19 protein-coding genes are annotated in these 22,135 nt (G+C 42.7%); 16 read left to right on the top strand and 3 right to left on the bottom strand.

Annotated features, from left to right (window positions below):
- Nucleotides 1-72 precede the first annotated feature (72 nt).
- From rpsO to nlpI, 3 genes are all read left to right on the top strand, one after another.
- Nucleotides 73-342, top strand: a complete 270-nt coding sequence (gene rpsO / locus VCA1004_RS08350; RefSeq protein ID WP_086983165.1) for a 30S ribosomal protein S15 — start codon at nucleotides 73-75, stop codon at nucleotides 340-342.
- A gap of 380 nt (nucleotides 343-722) precedes the next feature.
- Nucleotides 723-2,855, top strand: coding sequence for a polyribonucleotide nucleotidyltransferase (gene pnp / locus VCA1004_RS08345; protein WP_408646901.1), 2,133 nt, complete (start codon nucleotides 723-725; stop codon nucleotides 2,853-2,855).
- Nucleotides 2,856-3,077: 222 nt separating this feature from the next.
- Complete coding sequence (gene nlpI, locus VCA1004_RS08340; protein WP_086983168.1) at nucleotides 3,078-4,061, top strand: lipoprotein NlpI; 984 nt, start codon at nucleotides 3,078-3,080, stop codon at nucleotides 4,059-4,061.
- 192 nt (nucleotides 4,062-4,253) lie between these two features.
- On the opposite strand, the gene VCA1004_RS08335 is transcribed toward nlpI, so the two are convergent.
- Nucleotides 4,254-5,147: a U32 family peptidase gene (locus VCA1004_RS08335; RefSeq protein ID WP_086983170.1), complete on the bottom strand. Its 894-nt coding sequence runs from the start codon at nucleotides 5,145-5,147 to the stop codon at nucleotides 4,254-4,256.
- Between the two features lie 15 nt (nucleotides 5,148-5,162).
- A complete protein-coding gene (gene ubiU / locus VCA1004_RS08330; protein ID WP_086983172.1) occupies nucleotides 5,163-6,176 on the bottom strand; it encodes a ubiquinone anaerobic biosynthesis protein UbiU in 1,014 nt (337 codons plus the stop codon).
- 197 nt (nucleotides 6,177-6,373) lie between these two features.
- Between ubiU and ubiT the strand changes: the two genes are divergently transcribed.
- The 11 genes from ubiT to deoD all read left to right on the top strand — a co-directional run bounded on the left by ubiT (nucleotide 6,374) and on the right by deoD (nucleotide 17,913).
- Nucleotides 6,374-6,886, top strand: a complete 513-nt coding sequence (gene ubiT, locus VCA1004_RS08325) for a ubiquinone anaerobic biosynthesis accessory factor UbiT (protein ID WP_086983174.1) — start codon at nucleotides 6,374-6,376, stop codon at nucleotides 6,884-6,886.
- Between the two features lie 262 nt (nucleotides 6,887-7,148).
- Nucleotides 7,149-7,655: a GNAT family N-acetyltransferase gene (locus VCA1004_RS08320; RefSeq protein ID WP_086983175.1), complete on the top strand. Its 507-nt coding sequence runs from the start codon at nucleotides 7,149-7,151 to the stop codon at nucleotides 7,653-7,655.
- Between the two features lie 44 nt (nucleotides 7,656-7,699).
- On the top strand, nucleotides 7,700-8,122 hold the full coding sequence (locus VCA1004_RS08315) for a DNA polymerase III subunit psi (protein WP_086983177.1): 423 nt from the start codon (nucleotides 7,700-7,702) through the stop codon (nucleotides 8,120-8,122).
- Nucleotides 8,123-8,191: 69 nt separating this feature from the next.
- Complete coding sequence (rimI, locus tag VCA1004_RS08310) at nucleotides 8,192-8,683, top strand: ribosomal protein S18-alanine N-acetyltransferase (protein ID WP_086983179.1); 492 nt, start codon at nucleotides 8,192-8,194, stop codon at nucleotides 8,681-8,683.
- A gap of 144 nt (nucleotides 8,684-8,827) precedes the next feature.
- Nucleotides 8,828-10,408, top strand: a complete 1,581-nt coding sequence (prfC, locus tag VCA1004_RS08305) for a peptide chain release factor 3 (RefSeq protein ID WP_086983181.1) — start codon at nucleotides 8,828-8,830, stop codon at nucleotides 10,406-10,408.
- A 243-nt stretch (nucleotides 10,409-10,651) separates the two neighbouring features.
- Nucleotides 10,652-11,449 carry a TatD family hydrolase gene (locus VCA1004_RS08300; protein ID WP_086983183.1) on the top strand — a complete coding sequence of 266 codons (798 nt, stop codon included), beginning with the start codon at nucleotides 10,652-10,654 and terminating at the stop codon, nucleotides 11,447-11,449.
- 215 nt (nucleotides 11,450-11,664) lie between these two features.
- The gene (locus tag VCA1004_RS08295) at nucleotides 11,665-12,918 is read left to right on the top strand and encodes a NupC/NupG family nucleoside CNT transporter (RefSeq protein ID WP_086983185.1); all 1,254 of its coding nucleotides are present in this window, start codon (nucleotides 11,665-11,667) and stop codon (nucleotides 12,916-12,918) included.
- A gap of 592 nt (nucleotides 12,919-13,510) precedes the next feature.
- Nucleotides 13,511-14,284: a deoxyribose-phosphate aldolase gene (deoC, locus tag VCA1004_RS08290; RefSeq protein ID WP_086983187.1), complete on the top strand. Its 774-nt coding sequence runs from the start codon at nucleotides 13,511-13,513 to the stop codon at nucleotides 14,282-14,284.
- Nucleotides 14,285-14,397: 113 nt separating this feature from the next.
- On the top strand, nucleotides 14,398-15,747 hold the full coding sequence (gene deoA, locus VCA1004_RS08285; RefSeq protein ID WP_086983189.1) for a thymidine phosphorylase: 1,350 nt from the start codon (nucleotides 14,398-14,400) through the stop codon (nucleotides 15,745-15,747).
- A gap of 24 nt (nucleotides 15,748-15,771) precedes the next feature.
- A complete protein-coding gene (deoB, locus tag VCA1004_RS08280; protein WP_086983191.1) occupies nucleotides 15,772-16,992 on the top strand; it encodes a phosphopentomutase in 1,221 nt (406 codons plus the stop codon).
- A 204-nt stretch (nucleotides 16,993-17,196) separates the two neighbouring features.
- Nucleotides 17,197-17,913, top strand: coding sequence for a purine-nucleoside phosphorylase (gene deoD / locus VCA1004_RS08275; protein WP_086983193.1), 717 nt, complete (start codon nucleotides 17,197-17,199; stop codon nucleotides 17,911-17,913).
- 150 nt (nucleotides 17,914-18,063) lie between these two features.
- Here the strand turns inward: deoD and VCA1004_RS08270 are convergent, their stop codons facing one another.
- Nucleotides 18,064-18,666: a YtjB family periplasmic protein gene (locus tag VCA1004_RS08270; RefSeq protein WP_086983195.1), complete on the bottom strand. Its 603-nt coding sequence runs from the start codon at nucleotides 18,664-18,666 to the stop codon at nucleotides 18,064-18,066.
- A 189-nt stretch (nucleotides 18,667-18,855) separates the two neighbouring features.
- Here VCA1004_RS08270 and serB point away from each other — a divergent pair, with 189 nt between their 5' ends.
- Together serB and radA are read left to right on the top strand one after the other, a co-directional pair.
- Entirely contained in the window at nucleotides 18,856-19,836 is a 981-nt protein-coding gene (serB, locus tag VCA1004_RS08265; protein WP_086983197.1) for a phosphoserine phosphatase, read from the top strand.
- Nucleotides 19,837-20,529: 693 nt separating this feature from the next.
- Nucleotides 20,530-21,912 (top strand): DNA repair protein RadA, encoded by a 1,383-nt coding sequence (gene radA, locus VCA1004_RS08260; protein WP_086983200.1) that lies wholly within the window; start codon nucleotides 20,530-20,532, stop codon nucleotides 21,910-21,912.
- Nucleotides 21,913-22,135: the final 223 nt, after the last annotated feature.

Raw genomic sequence — 22,135 nt, 5'->3', positions numbered from 1 at the left:
GCGCTTCGCGTGTCGGCTGAATCAGAGATTGGCTGACACATTTTATAAACTACTCTTAATTAGGAGAGCATTATGTCTCTGAATGCAGAAACTAAAGCAGCAATCGTTGCAGAATACGCACAAGCTGAAGGCGATACAGGTTCACCAGAAGTTCAAGTAGCACTACTTACTGCTTCTATCAACCACCTACAAGGCCACTTCGCTAACCACAAACAAGACCACCACAGCCGTCGCGGTCTTCTACGTATGGTTTCTCGTCGTCGTAAACTTCTAGATTACCTAAAAGGTAAAGATCTAGAGCGTTACTTCGCACTAATCCAACGTCTAGGTCTACGTCGTTAATTCGTCGTTTGGTTTAGTACCAAGATTAGAAGTATTGGTTTATGCATGATGGCGATGAGTCGCCGAAATAATTAAACAGATACCAAAAAAGGAGCTTCGGCTCCTTTTTTGTTGTTTAAATTCTTGTGTTGATCCCAGCTTATTACCCTGCAAGATAAGACTTTTTGCCTCACCTAGTTTATACTATGCCTCGTTTGGTTAGTTCTTTGCTGAAATAGTGAAGATTGATCATACCTCTATCACTTTACAGTCACCGATGTCGACCATGAAGGTCGCGACTAATAACAAGGTTTTTTATTTTGGGCGGTGTGCTGAAATATGAAAATGTTGCTATTAGTCGCGATTGGTAAAGTGAATGAGAGCTCATCTTTAAACTCAAAATTAAGGAATTTTACGTGAATCCAATCGTAAAGAAATTTCAATACGGTAATCATACCATTACTCTAGAAACGGGTGTTATTGCTCGTCAAGCTACTGCAGCTGTTATGGCTAGCATGGATGACACTTCTGTTTTTGTTTCAGTTGTAGCCAAAAAAGAAGCGGTTGAAGGCCAAGACTTCTTCCCTCTAACGGTAAACTACCAAGAACGTACTTACGCTGCAGGTAAAATCCCTGGTGGTTTCTTCAAGCGTGAAGGTCGTCCTTCTGAAGGCGAAACGCTGATTGCACGTCTGATTGACCGTCCAATCCGTCCACTTTTCCCTGATGCATTCAAAAACGAAGTTCAGGTTATTGCAACGGTTGTATCTGCAAACCCGAATATCTCTCCAGACATCATCACTATGATCGGTACGTCTGCAGCACTAGCCATCTCTGGTGTACCATTTAATGGTCCAATCGGTGCGGCTCGTGTAGGTCACATTGACGGTCAATTAGTGCTTAACCCAAGTGAAAAAGAGCTAGAAAACTCTAAGCTTGACCTTGTGGTTGCAGGTACTGAAAGTGCGGTATTAATGGTTGAGTCAGAAGCAGACAACCTAACTGAAGAAGAAATGCTAGCAGCAGTTGTTTACGGTCATGATCAACAACAAACGGTCATTTCTGCTATCAATGAATTTGCAGCAGAAGTGGCAACACCAGCATGGGATTGGGTTGCTCCAGCAGAAAACACTGAGCTTAAAAACAAGATTGCTGAACTGGCTGAAGCAAAATTGATCGATGCTTACCAAATCACAGAGAAGATGGCTCGTTACGACCGTATTCACGAAATCGCAGCAGAAGTCAATGAAGCGCTATTGGCTGAAAACGAAGAGTTGAACTTAAAAGAAGTTCACACTATCTTCCACGATTTAGAAAAAACCGTAGTACGTAGCCGCATCATTGCAGGTAACCCACGTATCGATGGTCGTGAAAAAGACATGGTTCGTGCACTAGACGTTCGTACAGGTGTATTACCACGTACTCACGGTTCTGCATTATTTACACGTGGTGAAACTCAGGCGCTTGTAACAGCAACGCTTGGCACACAACGTGATGCACAAATCATCGATAGCCTACTAGGTGAGAAGAAAGACAACTTCCTTCTACACTACAACTTCCCTCCATACTGTGTAGGTGAAACTGGTTTCGTTGGTTCTCCTAAGCGTCGTGAAATTGGTCACGGTAAATTAGCAAAACGTGGTATCCAAGCGGTAATGCCATCAGTTGAAGAGTTCCCATACACCGTTCGTGTAGTATCGGAAATCACAGAATCTAATGGTTCATCTTCAATGGCATCGGTTTGTGGTACGTCTCTTGCTCTTATGGATGCCGGTGTGCCAATTAAATCTTCTGTTGCGGGTATCGCGATGGGTCTTGTAAAAGAAGGCGACGATTTCGTTGTACTTTCTGACATCCTAGGTGACGAAGACCACCTTGGTGATATGGACTTTAAAGTAGCCGGTACGAATGAAGGTATCACTGCGCTACAAATGGATATCAAAATTGAAGGTATCACTAAAGAAATCATGCAAATTGCGCTTAACCAAGCTCAAGGCGCGCGTAAGCACATCCTAAGCGTAATGGATGAAGCGATTTCTGGTGCTCGTGAAGAGATTTCTGAATTTGCGCCACGCATTCACACCATGAAGATCTCGGCTGAGAAAATCAAAGATGTGATTGGTAAAGGTGGTGCGGTAATTCGTGCTCTAACTGAAGAAACTGGCACAACCATCGAAATCGAAGATGATGGCACCATCAAGATTGCAGCAACTGAAGGTGAAGCTGCGAAAGAAGCGATCCGTCGTATCGAAGAAATTACTGCAGAAGTTGAAGTTGGCCGTATCTACACAGGTAAAGTCGCTCGTCTTGCTGATTTTGGTGCATTCGTTACGATTCTTCCTGGCAAAGATGGCCTAGTACACATTTCTCAAATTGCAGATAAGCGTATTGAGAAGGTGTCTGACTACCTATCTGAAGGTCAAGAAGTTCAAGTTAAAGTACTTGAAATTGACCGCCAAGGTCGCGTACGTCTAAGTATGAAAGAAGCTGTCGAGAAAACGGAAGAAACAGCAGTTGAACCATCAGCTGAATAAGTTGTCTCAACATAACGCTTGATAAAAGAGGGGCTACGGCTCCTCTTTTTTTTGCCTAAAATAAAGATGGGTAATGACGTTAAGTCGGACAAAGATGCTCACTGAGGAATAGTTGGTGAGTCATGGAAACAAAGTGTATATTGAACATTAGTTTATTGGACTGGTTATTACTTTGAGCGTTAAAGTGCAGAGTAAGGTCGGCGGAAAAGGAGCACGGAATTCGTGAAATATTTTAAATGGTTAAGCTTGATGAGCGCTTTCTTTTTATTCGGGTGTGCAAATCAAGGTAATTCTTCAAATTCATTTGTTTATCCGCCGTTAGCAATTCCTTTGCAACCTTCGGTTCAACAAGAGCTGCAGATCGCTCGCCTTAACCAATTAGTTATGCGCAAAGAAGTCAGTACTAGCGTACGTGCTCAGATGTTTGCTGAGCGAGGACGTTACCTTGATAGTGTTGGGATGGCTGATCTGGCGCGTTTAGATTATGAAACATCGTTAAAACTGAATCCGGCGCAATCTGAAGTTTTTAATGTGTTGGGTGTTTATTATACTCAAATGAGTGACTACGATTCGGCGTTTGATGCCTTTGATTCCAGCCTAGAGCTCGATCCTAATAATGAGTATGCGGAGCGCAATCGAGCCATTGCTTTGTATTATGCTGAGCGTATTCCGTTAGCATTACAAGATATGCAAAGTAACTATGATAAAGATCCCAGCGATCCCTATCGAGCATTATGGTTATTTTACATTGAACGTGAAATGGATGAGCAAAAAGCGCTAGAGCATCTTGAGCAGCATTATCAAGAGAAAGACGAACAATGGGGATGGCAATTGGTGGCGATGACTTTAGGTCATGTGAATCAAAATGACATTCTAGAATCGGTGGCGATGGGTACTCAAAATAATGTTGAATTAGCCCAAAAACTGACAGAACTGTATTTTTATCTGGCTAAGGATTATCAATACAAAGGAGATTACTCCAATGCTATTGCTTTGTATAAGTTAGCGATATCAATGAATGTGTACGAGTTTTCAGAGCACCGTTATGCGTTCTTAGAGTTGGGACGTATTTTTAAAGCGATTCAAACCGAACGTGCCCAAGAAGCAGCGGAACAAAAAAGTGACGCCACGAAAGGAAGCCAAGAGCCTCAGGAATCGAATAATCGTCCACAGCAAGTATACCGAGCGCCTAAACTTAGTGCGTAAATGAAACTTAGTGCGTAAATAGAAACTTAGCGCGTAAATAGAAACTTAAAATAAAGGCCTCTAATGTGAGGCCTTTATTTATTTCCATTGAATACTTATTATCCTTAATTGCCCATTATTGTTGACTGCTGATAGACCTTGATTCTTTCGTTGGCATGCAGCGAGAATGGGAACTCGGGTGCTGATCGTCAATTAGGGCGTTTGAATTAAACCTGCTAACTGGTGCCAATAGCCATTACATTGTTTATGATCGGTGATGATTCGGTGTTGGTTATCTTCATTAGCTTTAAAGTCAGCTAATGTAGTAAGCGTATCAAGACCTAATGGGCTCAAGCGCACAACATCGACCAATCCTTTCATGCTTTCAAGATCATTACCTAAATTGTAGCAATAGCCTGATTGAGTCTGTATGCCATTGAGATTAAACACCTCTTGTCCTTCTTGGCTACTGACTTGAATTCCGGTTGGGTACTTAATACAACAAGTCTCACAATCGTCTTTGGCTTTATTTTCTGCCCGAGCGGTAAAGCAGCGAGCAGAATAGGCTAGTGGTAAATAACCGTAGCTGAACACTTCAATTTCAAACTGATTTCGAATACCTAGTGTGTCGCATTGTTGTAAGGTTTGTTGTAACCAATCACGCGAGAGCTCGACCGGCATACACCAACGAATCATTCCTTGTTGTGCAAATAATTTAAGGGTGTGCGCGTTGTAAGTGTTAACGGCGGCTCCTACCACAAACGGAACTTTGGCTTGATGAGCGAGTTGGATCCCGGAAACGTCATTCGCTTCGATAGCAAAGTCACCATTATCGATGTACTTTTTCATCACATTAACTTCGCTGGGTGCTTCTAACAAAGCCATCGTAGAAAGTACGACTTGCTTGCCGGATTGCGCGAGGTCTTTTGCAATCTCAAACCATTGTGCAGGTTTCATTTCACGGCGTTTGGAGCACACCGCTTCACCAAGATAGATAATATCTGCTTGGCTATGTTTCGCTTGTTGGTAAAAGGCTTCAACGTCTTGTTTCGGCCAGAAATATAAAATCGGCCCTAGAGAATATTGAAAAGAAGAATCTTGAGTCATAGTCTATTTCCTTGATCACTGCCATTTACGGTGATAAGCACCGAGTGTGGTTTGGGTGCCTTCTGACACATTGGCAAGCGTTGCATTCCATTGTGGTTGCACTTGATAGCTCTCAGGAGAAGCCAAATAACGGTCAATCGCAGCACGCCAAGTTTTGGTGACTTGCTCAACATAAGCTGGGCTACGTTGACGACCTTCAATTTTGACGGAAGCGACATTGGCAGCAAATAGCTCGGGGAGCATGGATAAAGTATTTAGGCTGGTAGGTTCTTCGAGTACGTGATAACGCTGCTCTTCACCAGTAATGTTAATATCAAAGCGGCCTTTGCATAGGGTCGGGTAACCGGCATTCTCACCGTCACCATAACGGTCAATCAAAATATCATTAAGGCGTGATTCTAATCCATGTTCAGTTTCTTGCCAGCGTACATATTTAGCCGGAGAGCACGCGCCAACCGTATTTGGAGATTCGCCCGTTAAATAAGAAGAAAGGTAACAACGCCCTTCAGACATAATGCATAAACTGCCAAAAGCAAACACTTCAAGTTCAACCCCTTGTGGGATGTTGCGTGATAACTGTTTGACTTGATGCATTGAAAGTACACGAGGTAATACAACGCGTTTTACATTGAAATTATTCGCGTAGTATTGAATAGCGGCACTGTTGGTCGCAGATGCTTGTACCGATAAATGCAGTTCCATTTCAGGGTAACGTTTTGCCGCATAATCGAGTAAGGCGATATCAGCAACAATCAGAGCATCAACCCCTAAATCTGCGGCTTTATCAACGGCATTAGTCCAGCGTTCAAAGCCATTTGGGTGGGCAAAAGTATTTAAAGCGACATGGATTTTTTTCTTATGGTCATGCACATAGTCGACCGCCTTGTCGAGTTTTTTGTCGTTAAAGTTAAGCCCAGCAAAGTGTCGCGCGTTGGTATCATCTTTGAATCCAATATAAACAGCATCCGCTCCACAATCGATAGCTGTTTTGAGCGCAGGTAAATTGCCTGCAGGGCACAGTAGTTCCATCCTGACTTACCTTATTAATAATATGATGAACGTCATTTTATGGGATTCATTGCCTAGAAAATTGATATAAGGCAGGTTTACGTTGGTTATCCCTACCCATAAAGTGGTTTTTTATCAGAATTGAGTGCTTTTTTTGACGCAACACAGAGATAATTTGTTTTGAATAAGTAAAGTAGTGGCTTTTATGTGGAGGTATTATGCTTTCGAGTCTTCATTCTAAACTGGTGATGAACGCTGCGTCACTGATGTCTATTCCTGCCAAGCTGATCCCTCAGTCTGTGCATAATAAAGTGTTATTAGAAGGATTACAGCGTGTCTTTCATGAAGCTTTAGAAGATGGTGATTTTGAGTTTTTACAAGATCGTTGGTTAAAAGTGTCAATCTCAGACCTGAACTTAAGCTGGATGATCAGTTATCAAGATGAAAAACTGATTGTTTCACAGTCGCCACAGTCACAAGATGTCAGCTTTTCAGGCACTCTTAATGATCTGGTATTAATTGCAGGGCGCAAAGAAGATCCTGATACGTTATTTTTCCAACGTCGTTTAAAGATTGAAGGGGATACTGAGCTTGGACTAGAAGTGAAAAACTTAATGGACAGCTTAGATTTAGATTCTTTACCTAAACCGGTCACGCAATGCATGGAGCAACTGGCGAATTTTGTGCAAAAAGGAATGAGTCAGCCGGCGACAAAAGAAGTGCTAGCCTAAAGCGTTGGCCTGATCCCAAGTGTACTCATTAGCTGCTCATTATTGATTGTAGAACAAAGGCTTATAATAGAATTATACCCTGGTTCTCAAGTCTTTTTTAGACAATTTCTGACGCTCTAATGAGTATGATGGGGATAATGAAAATTGAGGCGAGGTATCGTTTTCAATCTTCGTATTCAATTACAATAAGAAAAATGACATTCGAGGGTAAATTCAGTATAGAATCTTGCCCTTCATTTTCTTAATTATGATGAGACTGACCATGCAAATTCGTACTGAAGCTCCGGCGGATATCCTACCTATTGATGCATTATTAAAATCGGCTTTTCCAACATCTGCTGAAGCAAAGCTGGTTCGCTCTTTACGTGAAAATAGCCGTTTCACTTTATCTTTAGTGGCGTGTAGCGATGAAGGGGAAGTGATTGGTCATGTTTTATTTACACCGGTTACCATTAATGGTGAAGATTGTGGATGGCAAGGATTGGCACCGGTAACCGTTAAAGAAGGCTATCGAGGTCACGGGGTGGCTGAACGTTTAATTCGCGCAGGCTTAGATTCACTATTAGAATTTGGTTATACCGCTTGTGTTGTACTGGGCGAGCCGGACTACTATTCACGCATCGGCTTTCAAGATGCCGCCTCATTTGGTCTTACTTCCATTTATAATGACTTGCCAGAGTTTACTCCCGGCGCTTTTCAAGTCATGGCACTGGAAGGCACACCTTTCACCGATAAGTCGGGTTTGGTAGAATACAGCCCTGAATTTTAATCCTGATCATTTAAGCGCTGACACGCACTCACAGCGAAGGCATTATGCTCGATAGACAACAACAGACTTATCTAAAAGAAATGGGCATTACCGTGTGGGAGTTAGCTCACCCTGAGAGATTGCTCGGCTATCAAGCACCAGGGATTATCTTACCAGCAGATTGTTCGTTGCTGCTGGTGGCGGATGCTTGTCCACAAGGCCAAGATGCGAGCTTATTCATTAAAGTGCTTGCCAGTATGAAATTGCAACCTCAGCAAGCTTTACATCTCACGCCCGCTCAAGTGACTCAACTGCAAAAGCATGCGTTAACTTGGGTGTGGTTTGCAGGATGTGAGGCGGAAATGGCTGAGACGTGGCAAGGTGTGAAGCAATTGACTTCACCCGCTCTTGCGGATATTCATGGTAACACGCAAAATCGTCGTGATTTATGGCAACAAATTTGTTCGTATAACGATTTATCGGCATAACGATTTCATTACAGCACTAATGTATTATCCCCCCTTAATTTTTTCATACCGTTAAGAGCTAATCACTTTATGTCGAATGAGCAATATCTTCCTTTACAGCCTGAGCATTTAGATGCCGTTTGGGCGATAGAACAATGTGCCCACTCTCACCCTTGGTCTGAAACCATGATTCGTGATTTATCGCACCAAGATTCAGCCAATTCCAGTAAATATCAATTTGCCTTATGGGTAGATAACCAACTGGTGGGCTATGTGTATAGCCAAAATATTGTGGGTGAGGTGACCTTGCTAACCATCGCGGTGGATCCTAAGCAGCAAGGTAAAGGCTATGGCCGCAAGCTGTTAGAACATTTAATCGAATACAGTGAAAACGCAGCAGCGGACAGTATTTGGCTTGAAGTCCGTGAGAGTAATCGAGGCGCTTACCATTTGTATGAGTCTTTGGGCTTTAATGAAATTGATCGCCGAGTGAATTATTATCCTTCAAATACCACTTCTCATGGTAAAGAAGACGCCATTATCATGAATATGATGTTGGACAGTTTTAACCCCTTTGCTTAGAGATAATGCTTTAACCTAGAGTTATCGTAAATTTTGCGTATAATTCGCCCATCTCACTTGTGATCCCTATCGTAAAGTGATCCTAATATTTTTTTGTCGTCGATGAGATGGCAATAGCTCAAACAGTTTATAAGGTTTCCATTCATGTCATTCCTTACCGAAGTCGGCAAGCGTCGTACGTTTGCGATCATCTCCCACCCGGATGCGGGTAAAACCACCATTACTGAAAAAGTATTATTATTCGGAAACGCAATTCAAACCGCAGGCTCGGTAAAAGGCCGTGGGGCAAGCCAGCACGCGAAATCGGACTGGATGGAAATGGAAAAAGAACGTGGTATTTCGGTGACCACTTCGGTCATGCAATTTCCTTATAACGATTGTCTTGTTAACTTACTCGATACCCCAGGACACGAAGATTTCTCGGAAGATACTTACCGTACTTTAACCGCGGTGGATTCTTGCTTGATGGTGATTGATGCGGCCAAAGGTGTCGAAGATCGAACTCGTAAGTTAATGGAAGTAACTCGTTTACGTGATACGCCAATCGTTACTTTCATGAACAAATGTGACCGTGATATTCGTGATCCAATGGAGCTTCTTGATGAAGTGGAAAATGAATTAAACATGGCATGCGCACCGGTATCTTGGCCAATTGGCTGCGGTAAAGAATTTAAAGGCGTGTATCACATTCATCGTGATGAGACGATCTTGTATTCCACCGGTCATGGTCACACCATACAAGAAGTCCGTATTGTGAAAGGTTTGGATAATCCTGAACTGAACGCAGAAATTGGTGATGAGCTAGCAGAACAGCTACGTGAAGAATTAGAGCTGGTGATTGGTGCCTCACACGAGTTTGATCAAGAGCTATTCCTAAAAGGTGAGCTAACGCCGGTATTCTTCGGTACGGCGCTGGGCAACTTCGGTGTCGATCACATGCTAGATGGCTTGACAGAATGGGCTCCTGCTCCAATGCCTCGTGAAGCGAATGAACGTAAAGTGGAAGCTACCGAGGATAAATTCTCCGGTTTTGTGTTTAAGATCCAAGCCAATATGGACCCTAAACACCGTGACCGTATTGCCTTCATGCGAGTGGTGTCTGGTACTTATAAACAAGGCATGAAAATGAACCATGTTCGTACCGGTAAAATGGTCAACATTTCCGATGCAGTAACCTTTATGGCTGGGGATCGTTCGCGTGCTGAAAATGCTTATGCAGGCGATATCATTGGTCTTCATAACCACGGCACTATTCAAATTGGTGATACGTTTACTCAAGGTGAAACGCTGAAATTTGCGGGTATTCCCAACTTTGCGCCAGAGTTATTCCGTCGTATTCGTCTACGTGATCCACTAAAACAAAAGCAATTGTTAAAAGGCTTAGTTCAACTTTCAGAAGAAGGGGCGGTGCAGGTTTTCCGTCCATTACAAAATAACGATTTGATTGTGGGTGCGGTCGGTGTGCTACAGTTTGATGTGGTCGTGGCTCGCTTGAAGTCAGAGTATAACGTTGAAGCGATTTATGAGAGTGTCAACGTGGCAACGGCTCGTTGGATTGAGTGTGATGATGATAAGAAACTAGAAGAGTTCAAGCGTAAGAATCAAACTAACCTCGCATTAGATGGTGGAGATAACTTATCTTACATCGCGCCAACAATGGTGAACTTAAACTTGGCTAAAGAGCGTTTTCCGGATGTGATGTTCCGTGCAACCCGTGAACACTAATTTGTGAATACACATTGATAATAGAATGAAAGGGTTGGCGTAATGTCAGCCCTTTTGCTTTAATGAAATGAGCTGACGTTGCCCGGAGAAAGTGTATGATCTTAGCAAAACTGAAATATTGGCTAGCCCGTTATGATGCTTGGTGCGAGGAGTTAGGCCTCACACCTGAACATAAACGTAGCTGCTGTGCTTATCGTTCGGAGAGTCGCCCGCAACAAAAATCCAAGGGTAAAACAGAATTTAATGCCTGAATATTCTTTTATCGATAGTCATTGTCATTTTGATTTTCCCGCTTTTTCAGACACTCAATCGGAATTACTCAAAGCTCATCAAGCGGGAGTGAAGCGAATCGTAATTCCTGCGGTTGGTCTCAGTAACTGGCCGCTGATACAAGCCCTTTCTCAACAATATCCAGCTCTTTATTATTCTCTTGGTTTTCATCCTTATTTTATTGATCAGCATCCCGAGGATGCGTCTCAACAATTAGAGGCCGCATTAAGACAACGTGATAGTAAATGCGTGGCAATTGGGGAATGTGGTTTGGATTTTATGCTCAACCAAGAGCGATTAACCCAAGAGATGATCGATAAACAATATGAGTTATTGGATTGTCAATTACAGTTAGCGACTCAATATCAATTACCGGTAATTATTCATGCTCGGAAAGCACATGATAAAGTCTTGGCTCGATTAAAACGTTATCGATTAAAAAAAGGTGGTGTTATTCACGCTTTTTCAGGAAGTAAGCAACAGGCAATGGAATATGTCAAATTAGGCTTCTATATTGGAGTAGGGGGCGTGATTACGTATTCTCGAGCGAAAAAAACGCGTCAAGCAATCGCACAGTTACCTTTAGAGAGTTTGCTGTTAGAAACGGATGCGCCTGATATGCCGGTATCGGGATTTCAAGGACAACCCAATCACCCTGAGCGACTTATTGAGATATTTAATGCACTTTGCTCTTTAAGAAAAGAAAATAAAGCAGTTATTGAGCGACAAATTTGGAAAAACAATGGTGTTTTGTTTGGTTGGAATTTATGAAATTTGTTGCGTAAATGCAAACGTTTGCTGTCTGGTCAATATCAAAAAAGTAAACATATAGTGACTTTTGTCACATAGGTGTATGTTTTTCATTTTTTTTTCATGAATAAGTGTGAGGGTGGTATTACTTTGTTACCAATTGTCAGAGTATAATCGCTTCCGCTTTTTAGAGCCCTAAACTTTTTTAACCAATTTTAATAAGGAAGCCATATACCATGAGCCTGGTTATGAGCATTGTTGGAATGATTTTCCTGTTGGCAGTAGCAGTACTATTTTCTGACAACCGCAAAGCAATTAATTTTAGAACCGTGGGTGGCGCATTTGCTATCCAATTCTGCTTAGGTGCGTTTGTACTGTACGTACCTTGGGGACGAGATATGCTAGCCGCCATGACAAATGGTGTTCAGCATGTCTATAACTATGGTAACGAAGGTATCGGATTTTTATTCGGCAGCTTAGTTAACTTCTCTGTTGAAGGCGTTGGATTTATTTTTGCCTTTAAAGTACTTCCTACTATCATTTTCTTCTCTGCTTTAATCTCTGTTTTATACAACATTGGTGTGATGCAGATTGTCATCAAAGTATTAGGTGGTGCTTTACAGAAAGCGTTAGGTACTTCTCGTGCGGAATCAATGTCTGCGACAGCGAACATTTTCGTGGGTCAAACGGAAGCACCGTTAGTGGTTCGTCCATTCGTACCTAAAATGACACAATCAGAATTGTTTGCTGTTATGTGTGGTGGTTTGGCTTCTGTTGCTGGTGGTGTAATGGCTGGTTATGCGGCAATGGGCGTGCCGCTCTCATACCTGATTGCAGCTTCTTTCATGGCAGCACCTGGTGGTCTTTTGTTTGCTAAAATCATCAAACCAGAAACGGATCAACCAATTGAGCAATTGGGTAATGGTAGTGATGAGGAGGATGATAAACCTGCGAACGTTATCGATGCCGCTGCAGTAGGTGCGTCTTCAGGTCTTCAACTTGCATTAAACGTTGGTGCAATGTTATTGGCATTTATTGGCTTGATTGCACTGCTTAATGGTATTTTAGGCGGAGTAGGTGCTTGGTTTGGTATGCCAGATCTGACGCTTGAGCTTATCTTAGGTTATGTTTTTGCGCCAATCGCTTGGTTAATTGGTGTGCCATGGAGTGAAGCGACACTGGCGGGTTCTTTCATTGGTCAAAAAACCATTTTGAATGAGTTCGTGGCTTACTCTAATTTCGCCCCATATTTAGCTGATGGTGCAACGGTGGTTCTTTCTGAGAAAACCAAAGCCATTATTTCATTTGCTCTATGTGGTTTTGCGAACTTGTCTTCTATCGCGATCCTATTGGGTGGCCTAGGTGGCTTAGCACCAGCACGTCGTTCTGAAATTGCTCAAATGGGTATGAAAGCGATTCTTGCAGGTACATTATCTAACTTAATGGCCGCAACTATTGCTGGTTTCTTTATTACGCTACAAAGCCTGTAATAAAACCTGCGGGTATAGACACAATTAAAACCTTATCAAGCCGTAGCCATGATGCTGCGGCTTTTTTGTGTGCAGAGACCTCTCAAGAATGTTCCCCCCCCCAAAAAAAACCGTTGTATTGAATGACCTCTAGTTATCCGCAACTGAGGTTAGTGATTTGCAGTTGAGATTGTTATTTGCAGAGGTTATTGAGAGATACCAGACTGAAACCCTCGTGCAAGATCTCATTTTTTTATGAGATACAAATCGTTTGCGCAAAGGATAGTGACTGACCTCACGAAATAAATCGGTATAATGGGTTGTAGATTCTTATTCGTACTGGTTGAGTGCCAATGAGAGATGTTTACAATACATGATGTGTTTACAACCCTCCACTGATTAACGGGAAGATGGGTTGTGCGGTGACAAGGATTGCAATTAGTTCACCACAATGGACTAAGTCTTCAAGGAACCAAGTCCGTTCATTTCAGGTAATTGGGGCATTGACGTTATTTTTTATAATAGCGCCAAGAATCGCACTACACTTTAACTAAGCTTAGCTCGGGTGTGATAACCCCTTTGCCAACATAATTTTTTGATATCGGAGATAGAAATGAGCGATTTACAAGCAGCAGCTTTACGTGCACTAAAATTAATGGATCTTACGACGTTGAACGACGACGATACAGATGAGAAAGTGATTGCCTTATGTAAAGATGCAAAATCACCTGTTGGCAATACCGCTGCCATTTGTATTTACCCACGTTTTATCCCTATTGCGAAGAAAACATTACGTGAACAAGGTACGCCAGATATTCGTATCGCCACGGTAACGAACTTCCCACATGGTAATGACGACATTGAAATCGCTGTTGCTGAAACAAAAGCGGCTATTGCGTACGGTGCGGATGAAGTGGATGTGGTTTTCCCATACCGTAACTTAATTGCTGGTGACGAAAAAACAGGTTTTGAGCTTGTTAAGCAATGTAAAGAAGCGTGTGGTGATATTTTATTGAAAGTCATTATCGAAACTGGTGAATTAAAAGAAGAAGCCTTGATTAAACGCGCTTCAGAAATCTCAATCGAAGCTGGCGCAAACTTCATCAAAACATCAACCGGTAAAGTGGCAGTCAATGCGACACCAGAATCAGCTGAAATCATGTTGAATGTCATCAAAGACATGGGCGTAGCAGACAAAGTTGGTTTCAAACCTGCTGGTGGTGTTCGTACTGCGGAAGATGCACAAGCTTATCTTGCTATGGCAGAACGTATTTTAGGTGCAGATTGGGTCGACAATATGCATTACCGTTTTGGTGCATCAAGCTTACTAGCTAACTTATTAAATACTCTAGGTAAAGGCGAAAAAGCGGCTGAAGGCGGCTATTAATTTTGCTCACGCCCATTGTCGAGCGAAGCCGTTCGGCGATGGCGATTTATCAGGAATACTGATGAATTACTCTATTCCTGACTTTTTATCGAGTTTAAATAGGTAGGTTAGTAATGTTTTTTGCTCAAGAGATTATTCGTAAGAAGCGTGATGGTGAAGAACTCACCGCTGAAGAAATTAATTTTTTCATTCAAGGTGTCGCGAAAGATACTATTTCTGAAGGTCAGATCGCCGCGTTTGCCATGACCCTCTTTTTCAATGAAATGAACATGAAAGAGCGTATAGCGTTAACATGTGCAATGCGCGATTCGGGCATGGTCATTGATTGGTCACATATGAACTTTGGTGGCCCAATTGTGGATAAACATTCGACTGGCGGAGTTGGGGATGTTACCTCATTAATGCTAGGCGCAATGGTGGCGGCATGTGGTGGTTTTGTCCCTATGATTTCAGGTCGTGGGCTAGGCCATACTGGTGGTACTCTGGATAAATTAGAGGCTATCCCTGGCTATAACATCATGCCAACCAATGATGTGTTTGGTAACGTCACTAAAGATGCCGGTGTAGCCATCATTGGTCAAACTGGAGATTTAGCGCCAGCCGATAAGCGTGTGTATGCGACTCGTGATATCACGGCAACAGTGGATAACATCACGTTAATCACCGCGTCCATTTTATCGAAGAAATTGGCAGCAGGTCTTGAATCTTTAGTCATGGATGTGAAAGTAGGTTCTGGCGCCTTCATGCCGACTTATGAAGCCTCTGAAGAATTAGCTCAATCTATCGTTGCGGTTGCTAATGGTGCGGGGACTAAAACTACCGCTATTTTAACCGATATGAACCAAGTGTTAGCTTCCTCTGCGGGTAACGCTGTTGAAGTAAAAGAAGCCGTTCAATTCTTAACTGGCGAGAAAAACTCTCGTGGTGAAGTACGTAACCCTCGCTTATTTGAAGTGACGATGGCGTTATGTGCTGAAATGTTAGTTTTGGCCAACTTGGCTGACAACACAGAGCAAGCACGTGAGAAACTACAGCTTGTACTCGATAATGGCAAAGCCGCAGAGTGCTTTGGCAAAATGGTCGCTGGTTTAGGCGGTCCAAAAGATTTTATGCAAAATTACGATGCTTATTTACCAAAAGCGGATGTGATCAAGCCCGTCTTCGCTCAACAAGCTGGTACAGTAACGGCAATGGATACTCGCGCAATTGGCATGGCCGTTGTCGCGATGGGTGGCGGCCGCAAAGTGGCTTCTGACACAATCGATTATGCGGTTGGCTTTGATCAATTCATCCGTTTAGGTGAACAAGTCGATGAGACTACACCACTGGCTATGATTCATGCTCGTAGTGAAGCTCAATGGCAAGAAGCAGCAAATCAATTACAACAAGCGATTACAGTGTCTGATGGTACTTATCAACCGACACCAGAAATTTATCGCCAAATCCGAGCGGAAGATCTGTAATTGATCTCTAGAGGAGAATAAACCATGAAACGTGCGATTATTTTAGTACTCGATTCTTTTGGGATCGGTGCAACACAAGATGCAGACAAATTTGGTGATGTGGGTGCAGATACCTTAGGTCATATTGCAGAGCAATGCCATAAAGGTTTAGCTGACAATGAACATCGTTCAGGACCTTTGTGCTTACCAAACCTATCGAAACTTGGTCTTGCTTTGGCTGCAAAAGAGTCAACGGGTTCTTTGCCTATGGGCCTAGAAGCACCAACAGAAATTACCGGTGCTTACGCTCACGCTGCTGAGCTATCTTCGGGCAAAGACACTCCTTCTGGTCACTGGGAGATTGCGGGTGTTCCGGTATTATTTGACTGGGGTTACTTTACTGACGAGAAAAATAGCTTCCCACAAGAGTTGTTAGATAAAATCGTTGAACGTGCCAACTTACCAGGTTACTTAGGTAACTGTCATTCATCAGGTACGGTTATCTTGGATGAGCTTGGTGAAGAGCACATGCAAACAGGGAAACCTATCTTCTATACGTCAGCGGATTCGGTATTCCAAATTGCTTGCCATGAAGAAACGTATGGCTTAGAGAACTTGCTTGAATTGTGCCAAATCGTACGTGAAGAGCTTGAACCTTATAACATTGGTCGCGTTATTGCTCGTCCATTTGTTGGCAACAAGCCGGGTGAATTTGCTCGTACAGGTAACCGTCGTGATTTATCGGTTGAGCCACCATCAGCAACGATCTTGCAAAAGCTGGTTGATGAGAAAAATGGCCAAGTAGTCTCGATTGGTAAAATCTCTGATATTTATGCTGGTTGTGGGATCACACAAAAAGTTAAAGCGACCGGTATTGAAGCTTTATTTGATGCCACGCTTGAACAAGTGAAAAAAGCCGGTGATAACACCATCGTTTTCACTAACTTTGTGGATTTCGATTCATCATATGGTCACCGTCGTGATGTGGCTGGATATGCAGCAGCGTTAGAATATTTTGATTCACGTTTACCTGAAATCCAAGCGTTATTACAACAAGACGATGTATTGATCTTAACTGCCGATCATGGTTGTGATCCAACCTGGCCGGGAAGCGATCATACTCGTGAACATATTCCGGTTTTAGTGTCTGGTCCTAAGATTCCAGCTGGTTCATTAGGTCGCCGTGATACGTTTGCCGATATCGGTCAAAGCCTAGCTGAGTACTTTGGTACTTCTGATATGGAATACGGAAAGTCGTTTTTATAGATAGACGAATCTCGTTGCTCGAATGCTCGTAACTCGAATGCTCGTAACTCGATAGTGACAGCATTCGATTAAACAAACTTATAAAGATTAATTGTCCGAGTGCTTTGTTCGAGAAGCAAAGCGCTCTAGTTACGAGAAGCGTAGCGCACGAGCTACGTATCTCATAAACGATTAAACAAAAATACATATGAAGGATATACAAACATGGCAACTCCACATATTAATGCTGAAATGGGTGATTTTGCAGACGTAGTTCTGATGCCAGGTGACCCGCTACGAGCGCAATACATTGCTGAAAACTTTTTAGATGATGCGGTACAAGTTTGTAACGTACGTAATATGTTTGGTTACACCGGTACTTACAAAGGTCGTAAAGTGTCAGTAATGGGACATGGCATGGGTATCGCTTCTTGCTCTATCTATGTGACAGAGTTAATCAAAGACTTTGGTGTGAAGAAAGTGATCCGTGTGGGTAGTTGTGGCGCAGTCAGCGATGACATCAAATTACGTGATGTCGTGATTGGTATGGGCGCTTGTACTGATTCAAAAGTAAACCGTATGCGTTTTAAAGATCACGATTTTTCTGCTATTGCTGATTACCACATGGTAAAAAATGCAGAAGAAGCAGCAAAAGCTCGTGGTATTGACGTTAAAGTAGGTAACTTATTCTCTGCTGATTTATTCTACACACCAGATCCTGACATGTTTAATGTAATGGATAAATACGGCATTTTAGGTGTAGAGATGGAAGCGGCGGGTATTTACGGTGTAGCGGCAGAATATGGCGCGAAATCACTGGCTATCTGTACGGTATCAGATCACATTAAATCAGGTGAGAAAACTACCTCAGATGAGCGTGCAACGACGTTCAATGATATGATTTACATTGCCCTAGATTCAGTATTGCTTGGTGACAAATAATCGTTTTCTTTGTGTTTGAAGCGGCTTTATTAAGTGTGTTTATTCGCACTGCCACTTCAACAACCTTGATAAACTGAACAAAAAAAACCTCTTGATGTCAGCACATCAAGAGGTTTATTTTTTTCTCGTTTCTCGTTTCTCGTTTCTCGTTTATATATCTTTAAGCAAAATATTTTCGACTTCATCTTGTGGCTTATATAAGATCAATAAGCACAATAACACCCCACTGATAAAGCTTAACATCAGCATCATGTACATCAGATGATCGCTATTACGATAACGATGATCGGAAATCGCAGTTACCTTTCCTTTTTCAAAAGTAATACGAATAAAGCCGATAGTACTAGTGTCATTAAAGATGGGTTTAATTAATTGTTCTCTGCCGATACCTGCGGTTTTGAGTGGGGTATCTAAGCCAAGGATCTCTCTTACGCTTTTAGCATTATCACTGGCGACAAGTTTAATCCCTTCCGCATTATAAATAGTCGCATCGTACACTAAATCATCTGATGCGATTTGATTGGTTAACTTGAGTAAACCATCTTGATCATCATTAATGATCAGATCACTGGCGGTTAAAGATGATTGCGAGATCAATAAATTCGTCAGAGTTTCTAATTGATAATTTTGTATATGCTCATTATCACGGCTAATAACAAAGCTATTAATGATCGTATAAGCAAACATAGCAGCAAGTAGGATTATCGCGATAAATCGCAAAAATACACGCCAAGAAAACAAAGATGTTTGCATGTAATATTCCCTTTATATCGTAATAATCAATGATGAATTGGCCGTTTAGGGCTTGCGTAACCAAATTGCAATAAGGTAACTTGCTATAGCGAGCTGTGTCATAATACACAAGCTCCTTATCGACTGTGGTGTTATTTTAATACTATGGTGGCATAAATTCTAACTATTTGATTCAAAAAAGGCTGAAACATGGACGTGGTAACACCGTTAAAAATTCAACGTAGTATGTCGCTGATTAAGCGATTGCCAGAATCACAAGGGTACTCAAGTTTAGATAAGCAAAAAGCACAATGGATCGTGTTTGGTGAGTATCTATCAATAGAGTTATTAAATCGCCTCGACCATTTTACTGGGCGTTTTCATCCCGTACTTGACGCTTGGAAGGTGGGTCACTATGAAGTTGCCTTAATGGGAGGAGAATTGATCCCCGAAATGGTGGATTTTCTTCATGCTCAAGGCATAGATTGCGCTTCTATCAGCGTACTTCCTGAGCTGAGCAAACCGGGCCTAATTGTGATGGATATGGATTCAACGGCTATTCAAATTGAATGTATTGATGAAATTGCGAAATTAGCCGGAGTCGGAGCGTTAGTTTCTGATATCACGGAACGAGCTATGCAAGGTGAACTGGATTTTGAACAAAGCTTACGTGAAAGAGTAAAAGCTTTAGCGGGAGCGGATGAATCTATTTTGGCGCAGGTGCGTGCTGATTTACCTTTGATGCCTGATTTAGCCGAGTTAGTGACCACTTTAAAACAATTGGGTTGGAAAACCGCAATTGCTTCTGGTGGCTTCACGTATTTTTCTGATCACTTAAAAGAAAAGCTCGGTTTGGATTTTGCTCAGTCAAATACACTAGAAATTGTTGAAGGTAAATTGACAGGACAAGTGCTCGGTGATGTGGTTTCCGCACAAACGAAAGCCGATATTTTAGTGACTCTGGCCGACGAATATGATGTCGAGCAACATAACACCGTTGCGGTTGGGGATGGGGCGAATGATTTAGTCATGATGGCGACGGCTGGTTTAGGGATTGCGTTTCATGCCAAACCTAAAGTTGAACAAAAAGCACAAACCGCCATTCGTTATACTGGCCTTGGTGGCGTTCTATGTATATTATCCGCCGCACTTGTTCAGCAGAAGCGTATTGGGTGGAAGGCGGTTCCGTAGTAACAGCGAAAGATTCGTTTTTAGAAGCGTGTTACGGGGACGCTGCGCTCGAGAGCCGAAAAGCGGGGGAGTTGTTCGATTTTCGGCTGTTTTACTTTTTATCGCGGGGAAAGCTTATTCTCCGGAAAAGTGACCTAGGATAAGAGTATCGTGCTGCTGGGACGCTGCGCTCGAGAGCCGAAAAGCGGGGGAGTTGTTCGATTTTCGGCTGTTTTACTTTTTATCGCGGGAAAAGCTTATTCTCCAGAAAAGTGACCTAGGATAAGAGTATCGTGTCGCGGAGGCGCTACGCTCGAGAGCCGAAAAGCGGGGGAGTTGTTCGATTTTCGGCTGTTTTACTTTTTATCGTGGGAAAGCTTATTCTCCGGAAAAGTGACCTAGGATAAGAGTATCGTGCTGCGGGGACGCTACGCTCGAGAGCCGAAAAGCAGGGGTGTTGTTTGGGTTTGGACGTTTCACTGCTCGTATTTAGGAAAAGATCGTTATCCTGAAAAGCGACGTAGGAGCGCAGTTCAGGATCTCCAATCACTATTTGAGACTCAAGGTGTAGTAGGAGATTCCGTATCTTCTTCGCTTAGGCTTATGTAGAGAATGACGGCAGGTTAAAAGTCGAGACCTACATAAGCATTTATATTCAATCTATATATTCAACATATTTAATCTCTATATTCAACTAACGTAGGTACTTTCTTCATGGCAACAAAAGCAAAACGAGCGTATGTCTGTAATGACTGTGGAGCGGATTTTCCACGTTGGCAAGGGCAGTGTAATGCTTGTGGTGCTTGGAATACCATTACGGAAGTTCGTCTTGCTGCTTCACCACAAGTTGCACGTAATGAGCGCTTATCGGGTTATGCGGGGGCGGTTTCAGAAACCAAAGTACAAAATCTTTCCGATATTGATCTACAAGAAGTCCCTCGTTTTTCTACAGGGTTTAAAGAATTTGACCGGGTATTAGGGGGCGGTATTGTTCCTGGGGCGGCCGTGCTCATCGGCGGTAACCCTGGCGCAGGTAAAAGCACCCTGTTATTACAAACCGTTTGTCGATTAGCGGCGCACATGCCAACTTTATATGTGACTGGTGAAGAGTCGTTGCAGCAAGTCGCCATGCGTGCTTCTCGTTTAGGGTTACCGAAAGAGCATTTAAAAATGTTGTCGGAAACCAATGTCGATAAAATTTGCCAAATTGCAGAAAGTGAAAAACCTAAAATCATGGTGATTGATTCAATCCAAGTCATGCATGTGGCTGATGTACAATCGTCACCGGGCAGTGTGTCACAAGTACGAGAATCGGCTACCACGTTAACTCGTTATGCTAAACAAAATAATGTTGCGGTCTTTTTAGTCGGGCATGTTACCAAAGATGGAACGCTAGCCGGGCCTAAGGTGCTTGAGCATATTATTGACTGTTCAGTGTTATTAGATGGTAGTGCCGACAGTCGATTTAGAACCTTACGTAGTCATAAAAACCGTTTTGGTGCCGTGAATGAATTAGGCGTCTTTGCCATGACAGGACAAGGGCTAAAAGAAGTCAGTAACCCTTCTGCCATTTTCTTGTCTCGTGGTGATGAAGAAACCTCAGGCAGTTCTGTGATGGTGGTATGGGAAGGCACACGTCCTTTGTTAGTGGAAATTCAAGCGTTGGTCGATTATTCACAACTATCGAATCCACGTCGGGTTGCCGTTGGTCTTGATCAAAACCGTTTATCTATGTTGCTGGCCGTATTGCATAAGCATGGTGGATTACAAATGGCTGACCAAGATGTATTCGTCAACGTGGTCGGGGGCGTGAAAGTGGCGGAAACTAGCGCCGATTTAGCCTTATTGATGGCATTACTTTCAAGCTTTAAAGATAGTCCTTTACCCAAAGATGTGGTGGTATTTGGAGAAGTCGGGTTGGCTGGCGAAATTCGCCCGGTTCCTAGTGGTCAAGAGCGCTTGATGGAAGCTTACAAACATGGCTTTAAGAAAGCGATTGTGCCAGCGGCGAATATGCCGAAAGGTGGAATTGCTGGTATGCAGATCCATGGTGTGAAGAAATTGTCTGAAGCGATAGATGCGTTTGAGGAAGTGTAATAGGTCCCTAGTTACGAGTTCCTAGTCGCTAGAGGGAGATGTTGAATATTTATAATAATAAAAATATATCTTCCTTGCTTCATATTGTTAGCTCTTGAAGGATGCCCTCCAGGAACCAGGAACCAGGAACCAGGAACCAGGAACCAGGAACCAGGAACCAGGAACCAGGAACCAGGAACCAGGAACCAGGAACCAGGAACCAGGAACCAGGAACCAGGAACCA

The organism is Vibrio aphrogenes, from assembly GCF_002157735.2.
Classification (GTDB): Bacteria; Pseudomonadota; Gammaproteobacteria; order Enterobacterales; family Vibrionaceae; genus Vibrio; species Vibrio aphrogenes.
This window is presented reverse-complemented; position numbering and strand designations above follow the sequence as displayed.

Bases quoted from the DNA above. Each gene is read 5' to 3' on its own strand.
- rpsO (WP_086983165.1), top strand. From the start codon at position 73: ATGTCTCTGAATGCAGAAACTAAAGCAGCAATCGTTGCAGAATACGCA.
- VCA1004_RS08335 (WP_086983170.1), bottom strand. From the start codon at position 5,147: ATGACTCAAGATTCTTCTTTTCAATATTCTCTAGGGCCGATTTTATAT.
- ubiU (WP_086983172.1), bottom strand. From the start codon at position 6,176: ATGGAACTACTGTGCCCTGCAGGCAATTTACCTGCGCTCAAAACAGCT.
- ubiT (WP_086983174.1), top strand. From the start codon at position 6,374: ATGCTTTCGAGTCTTCATTCTAAACTGGTGATGAACGCTGCGTCACTG.
- VCA1004_RS08320 (WP_086983175.1), top strand. From the start codon at position 7,149: ATGCAAATTCGTACTGAAGCTCCGGCGGATATCCTACCTATTGATGCA.
- VCA1004_RS08315 (WP_086983177.1), top strand. From the start codon at position 7,700: ATGCTCGATAGACAACAACAGACTTATCTAAAAGAAATGGGCATTACC.
- rimI (WP_086983179.1), top strand. From the start codon at position 8,192: ATGTCGAATGAGCAATATCTTCCTTTACAGCCTGAGCATTTAGATGCC.
- prfC (WP_086983181.1), top strand. From the start codon at position 8,828: ATGTCATTCCTTACCGAAGTCGGCAAGCGTCGTACGTTTGCGATCATC.
- VCA1004_RS08300 (WP_086983183.1), top strand. From the start codon at position 10,652: ATGCCTGAATATTCTTTTATCGATAGTCATTGTCATTTTGATTTTCCC.
- VCA1004_RS08295 (WP_086983185.1), top strand. From the start codon at position 11,665: ATGAGCCTGGTTATGAGCATTGTTGGAATGATTTTCCTGTTGGCAGTA.
- deoC (WP_086983187.1), top strand. From the start codon at position 13,511: ATGAGCGATTTACAAGCAGCAGCTTTACGTGCACTAAAATTAATGGAT.
- deoA (WP_086983189.1), top strand. From the start codon at position 14,398: ATGTTTTTTGCTCAAGAGATTATTCGTAAGAAGCGTGATGGTGAAGAA.
- deoB (WP_086983191.1), top strand. From the start codon at position 15,772: ATGAAACGTGCGATTATTTTAGTACTCGATTCTTTTGGGATCGGTGCA.
- deoD (WP_086983193.1), top strand. From the start codon at position 17,197: ATGGCAACTCCACATATTAATGCTGAAATGGGTGATTTTGCAGACGTA.
- VCA1004_RS08270 (WP_086983195.1), bottom strand. From the start codon at position 18,666: ATGCAAACATCTTTGTTTTCTTGGCGTGTATTTTTGCGATTTATCGCG.
- serB (WP_086983197.1), top strand. From the start codon at position 18,856: ATGGACGTGGTAACACCGTTAAAAATTCAACGTAGTATGTCGCTGATT.
- radA (WP_086983200.1), top strand. From the start codon at position 20,530: ATGGCAACAAAAGCAAAACGAGCGTATGTCTGTAATGACTGTGGAGCG.